General features: G+C 72.7%; 3 protein-coding genes and 1 tRNA gene. 2 read left to right on the plus strand and 2 right to left on the minus strand.

Annotated features, from left to right (window positions below):
* Positions 1–1,255: sensor histidine kinase (locus ABT367_RS40605; RefSeq protein ID WP_352258907.1), on the minus strand; the 1,255-nt coding region annotated here is incomplete at its 3' end.
* Between the two features lie 180 nt (positions 1,256–1,435).
* A tRNA-Thr gene (locus ABT367_RS40610) sits at positions 1,436–1,509 on the minus strand.
* A 277-nt stretch (positions 1,510–1,786) separates the two neighbouring features.
* On the opposite strand from ABT367_RS40610, the gene ABT367_RS40615 reads away from it, so the two are divergent.
* Entirely contained in the window at positions 1,787–2,563 is a 777-nt protein-coding gene (locus ABT367_RS40615; protein WP_352258909.1) for an ABC transporter ATP-binding protein, read from the plus strand.
* Positions 2,564–2,663: 100 nt separating this feature from the next.
* The gene (locus ABT367_RS40620; RefSeq protein WP_352258911.1) at positions 2,664–5,258 is read left to right on the plus strand and encodes an ABC transporter permease; all 2,595 of its coding nucleotides are present in this window, start codon (positions 2,664–2,666) and stop codon (positions 5,256–5,258) included.
* The last annotated feature ends 44 nt before the right edge of the window (positions 5,259–5,302 follow it).

A 5,302-nucleotide genomic window follows, 5' to 3' on the forward strand; every position in this document is an offset into this window, starting at 1 on the left:
CCCCGGTGGCGGGCGCCGAGCGGCGGCCCGCGGGGTCGGGTACGGCGGGCATCACCGCGTACACCTGGAAGCCGCCCTCCGCCCGCACCCCCGCGTCGAGGCGGCCGCCGAGGAGCTCGACGCGTTCGCGCAGGCCGGTCAGGCCGCGGCCGGTGCCGGACGCCGGTTCGGCGGCGGGGAGTTCGGGGGGTGCGTTGCGTACGCGGACCTCCACCTCGTCGTCCGTGTGCGTGACGGTGACCGTGACGGCCGCCCCCGTCGCGTACTTGTGGACGTTGGTGAGCGACTCGCGCACGATCCGGTGCACCGCACGGCGGACCTGCGCCTCGCGCCGCTCGAGGTCGGGCCCCTGCCAGTCGAGCTCGACGGGGATGCCCACGCCGCGCGACTCCGCCACGAGCGCCTCGATGTCGGCGCGGGTCCCGGTCGCGTCGGTCAGCGCCTCGGTGCCGGTGTCGCGGCTGAACGGGCCGAGTACGCCGAGGATCTGGCGCAGCTCGTACATCGCGTCGCGGGTCGCCTGGCGCACCTGGGCCGCGCTCTCCTGGAGCCTCGGGTCCTGGTCGCGCAGCGCCATCTCCAGACCACCCGTGTGCAGGGAGATCAGGCTGAGCCGGTGGCCGACCAGGTCGTGCATCTCGGCGGCGATGCGGGTGCGCTCCTCGCTGCGGGAGGCGTCCTCGGCGTTGCGCCGGGCCTCCTCGGCGGCCGAGGTGCGCTCCTTGAGCACGGTGACCAGGCGGTCCTGCTGTCCCGCCGAGATCCCCACGAGCCCGGGCACGACGAGCGTGGTGGCGGCGAGGACGAGGCCGAGCGCGGCCCCGTACGCGGTGCCGTAGCCGCCGGGGAGTGTGGTGGGGGTGATGAGGGCGGAGACGGCGGTGGTCAGCGCGGCCGCACCCAGGAGCAGCAGGGTGCGGCGGCGCGGATCGGCCAGCCGGCGCGTGACGGTGTACGAGGTGACGGCCGCGATCAGTCCGTAGAACGGGACCGCGCCGAGCAGCACCGCGAGGCCGAGTACGGCCGTCACGGGGAAGCGGCGGCGGACCGCGAGGAGCGCGAGGGCGGTCAGCGTGACCGGGATCAGGAAGCGGTGCGGCAGGTCGACGTTCAGGCCCGCCATCGCCGCGTACGTGGCCAGGACGAGGATGCCGCCGCCCGTCGCCTCGGCGGCCGCGCGCCACAGGTGACGGCCCTGTTCGCCGGGGTCGGCGAACGGGCTGCGCGGGGTGGAGCGGGGAGGGCTGGACGGCATGGTGTCCAGTATCGGGCGGTACGCGTGCCGATTCCGTGCGCCCTGCGGGCGATCCTGAGCGCGCTGTCCTCTGCCCAAAGGAAGAGGCCACCCGGGCGTACGGAGCGGGGCGGGCGCCCCGGTCCCGGAACGCCGAAGGCCCCGCTTCCCTTGCGGGAGCGGGGCCTTCGGCTTCGTAAGAGCCCCCTGTCGGAATCGAACCGACGACCTGCTGTTTACAAGACAGCCGCTCTGGCCAACTGAGCTAAGGGGGCGCCGCGCGGACCTCGGTGGCGCGCACAAGGCTCCCTCACTGTACACAGCGGCACTGTCGCCGGGCCATCGAGTTGCCCGCCTCCGCGAGCGCTTCCACCGTCGCCTCCGCCGTGGTCTCCGGGTCCCTCCGCAGTCGCCCCGCCGTCGTCCTCAAGGACTACCGGACGGCCCGCCCCCGACCTTCGGCAGAGCCCCGATTCCCGCCCTCAGAGCGACGATTCGGGGAGGTGGGCGACGGGAGGCTGGTCGCATCGTGTCCCCGGCCGAGGAGCCCTCATGTCGTACGCCGCAGCCCCCGCCCACGCCCGCCGAGTCGCCGCCGCCGCACAGGCCGCAGGACTGACCAAGGTGTACGGCTCGGGCGAGACCCGCGTCGTCGCCCTCGACTCGGTGGACGTGGAGTTCGGGCGGGGCCGCTTCACCGCGATCATGGGCCCGTCCGGCTCCGGCAAGTCGACGCTGATGCACTGCATGGCCGGGCTCGACTCCATCACCTCGGGCTCGGCGCGCATCGGTGAGGTGGAGCTCTCGCAGCTGAAGGACCGTGAGCTGACGCGGCTGCGGCGGGACAAGGTGGGCTTCGTCTTCCAGGCCTTCAACCTGCTGCCCACGCTCTCCGCGTACGAGAACATCACGCTGCCCGGCGCCATCGCGGGCCGTACGCCCGACAAGGCGTGGGTCGAGCGCGTGGTGCGCACGGTCGGGCTCGCGGACCGGCTGACGCACCGGCCCGCCCAGCTCTCCGGCGGACAGCAGCAGCGGGTGGCGGTGGCCCGTGCCCTGGCTGCGCGGCCGGAGATCGTCTTCGCGGACGAGCCGACCGGAAACCTGGACTCGCGGGCCGGCGCCGAGATCCTCGGCTTCCTGCGGGAGTCCGTGCACGCCCTGGAGCAGACGGTCGTGATGGTGACGCACGACCCGGTGGCCGCCGCGTACGCGGACCGCGTGGTCTTCCTGGCCGACGGCCGGATCGTCGACGAGCTGCTCCGGCCGACGGCGGCCACGGTGCTCGACCGGATGCGGCAGTTCGAAGGGGTCGTACGGACCAGCTGAGCCTCAACCGCACAGCTGCTACGGACCAGCTGAGCCGTACCCGCACCGGCCGACTCACCCTCGTACACCTTCGCCCCGCCCATCCTTAGGACCCTCCTCCATGCTGCGAACAGCCCTGCGCAACGTCCTCGCGCACAAAGCCCGCCTGGTCATGACCGCGCTCGCCGTCATGCTCGGCGTCGCCTTCGTCTCCGGCACCCTCGTCTTCGGCGACACCGTCGCGGGCGCCTTCAGGGGCGCCTCCGCCAAGAACCTCGACGGAGTCGCGGTCGCCGTGCAGGACAACGGCACCACCGCCGAACCCGAGGCGAAGCCCGGCGCCTTCAAAACCGCGCTCGACGACAAGCTCGTGGGGCGGATCGCCGAGCTGCCCGGCGCCGAGTCCGTACGCCCCACGGTGAACGGCCGGGCCACGCTCGCCGCCAAGGACGGCGACCCGGTCAACGCCGACGCCGACTGGCACAACCTGGCGGTCAACTACGCCCCCGGCAAGGACGGCAAGGACCCCCTCTACCCGCTCACGAAGGGCCGCGCCCCGGCCTCCGCCGGTGAGTTGGCCCTGGACGCGAAGACCGCCGAGAAGGCCGGCTACCGCATCGGGGACACCGTGCGCTTCGCGACCGACGGGCCCGCGCTCACCAAGAAGCTGGTCGGTCTGGTCTCCACGGACGACCCGCGCGTCACGGCCGGCGGCACGCTCGCGCTCTTCGACACGGCGACCGCGCAGAAGCTGTTCACGGCGCCCGGGTTCTACGACGAGATCACCGTGGGGGCGCGGCCCGGTACGGACGAGGGCAAGCTGACCGCGGACGTCCGGGCGCTGCTGCCGCAGGACGGCGCCGCGACCGCGACCAGCGGTGAGGCGCTGGCCGCGCAGCAGTCCCGGGACATCGCGCAGAACACCGGTGCGCTGACCAAGGCGCTGCTGGTGTTCGCCGGGATCGCGCTGTTCGTCGGGGTGTTCATCATCGCCAACACCTTCACCATGCTGATCGCCCAGCGCACCCGCGAGATCGCCCTGCTGCGGGCGGTCGGTGCCTCGCGCAAGCAGGTCGTACGCTCCGTACTCGTCGAAGCGGCCCTGCTCGGGCTCGCGGCGTCGGCGGCCGGGTTCGCGCTCGGACTGGGCATCGCGTCGGTCCTGCCGTCGCTGCTCAACGCGGGCGGTGCCGGGCTGCCGGACGGGCCGCTGGTGATCTCCCCGTCGGCTCTCGTGTGGTCCCTCGCCGTCGGTGTCGTGGTGACGGTGTTCGCTGCCTGGCTGCCCTCGCGCAAGGCCGCGAGGATCGCGCCGGTCGAGGCGATGAGCACGGTGGACGCGGCGCCGGCGCCGCGGAGCCTGAAGGTGCGCAATGTGCTCGGTGCGCTGCTCGTCGTGGGCGGGATGCCCTTCATGTTGTACGTGGCCGGCCTGAAGAAGCCCGCCGAAGTCGACCTGCTGACCGCGCTGTTCGGGGCAGGGCTGTTCCTCGTCGGCCTGATCGTGCTCGCCCCGCTGCTCTCGCGGCCGTTCATCGCCCTGAGCGGGCGGCTGACCGAGCGGCTTCACGGCGTGAGCGGCAAGCTCGCCAAGGAGAACGCGCTGCGCAATCCGCGCCGTACCGCCGCGACCGCTTCGGCGTTGATGATCGGCCTGTGCATGATCACCGGCCTCACGGTGGCCGCGCAGTCGGCCGACCGGGCCGTGGCCGCCGAGGCGACGACCGGGCTCGCGGCCGACTACCGGATCTCCAACTCCGCGTACCGCGGCATCGAGGCGGACGCCGCGGACAAGGTGGCGCGGGTGCCGGGGGTCTCGGCGGCGGCGCCTGTGGCCTCGGCGATGGGACAGACGGCGAGCGGCTACCTGAACCTGACCGGCGGTGATCCGGGCACGCTCGGGAAGGTGACGGATCTGCGGTTCACGTCCGGTGCGTTGACCGACGTCGGGCCCGGAAAGGTGGCGGTGTCGCAGGAGTTGGCGAAGGAGCGCGGGCTCGCGGTGGGCGACACGTTCAAGGCCGAGCTCGGCGGGCGGTTCGTGGACGGGGAGCGCAAGGGCGCGACGGAGAAGACGTTCACGGTGGTGGGCGTCTTCGAGAAGAACCGTACGGTCGAGGAGGCGCTCGGCTCCCTCGACGACGTGCTGCCGTACGCCGTGGACAAGAGGCTGGACGAGGTCCTGGTGAAGGCGGACGGCGGGGCTTCGGCATCGTCCCTGGACGGGAAGATCCGTGACGCGCTCGGCAACAGCCCGCTGCTCAAGGTGCAGGACCGCGACCAGATCGTCGCGCAGGAGACCGGGGCCGTGGGCACGGTCCTGAACATGATGTACGGACTGCTCGGCATGGCTGTCCTGATCGCGGTGCTCGGCGTCGTGAACACCCTGGCGATGTCCGTCTTCGAACGGACGCGGGAGATCGGAATGCTGCGGGCGATCGGTCTGGACCGGGCGGGGATCCGGCAGATGGTGCGCCTCGAGTCCGTGATCATCTGCCTGTTCGGCGCGGCGCTCGGGATCGGCTCCGGGATCTTCCTGGCGTGGCTCAACAGTGGGGTCGCGGGTGGGGGGTTGCCCGCTTACGAGACGGTGCTGCCGTGGCTGCGGCTCGGGTTGTTCGTGGTCCTGGCGCTTGTGGTGGGCGTGTTGGCGGCGATCTGGCCGGCTCGGCGGGCGGCGCGGATGGATGTGTTGGGGGCGGTGCACTCGGCTTAGGGCGGGGTGCGGGTGCGGGTGCGGGTGCGGGTGCGGCTGCGGGG

This window comes from Streptomyces mesophilus, assembly GCF_040300965.1.
Taxonomy (GTDB): Bacteria; Actinomycetota; Actinomycetes; order Streptomycetales; family Streptomycetaceae; genus Streptomyces; species Streptomyces mesophilus_A.

What these genes read in the sequence shown, in the direction of transcription:
- ABT367_RS40615 (WP_352258909.1), top strand. Translation starts at nt 1,787, where the DNA reads ATGTCGTACGCCGCAGCCCCCGCCCACGCCCGCCGAGTCGCCGCCGCC.
- ABT367_RS40620 (WP_352258911.1), top strand. Translation starts at nt 2,664, where the DNA reads ATGCTGCGAACAGCCCTGCGCAACGTCCTCGCGCACAAAGCCCGCCTG.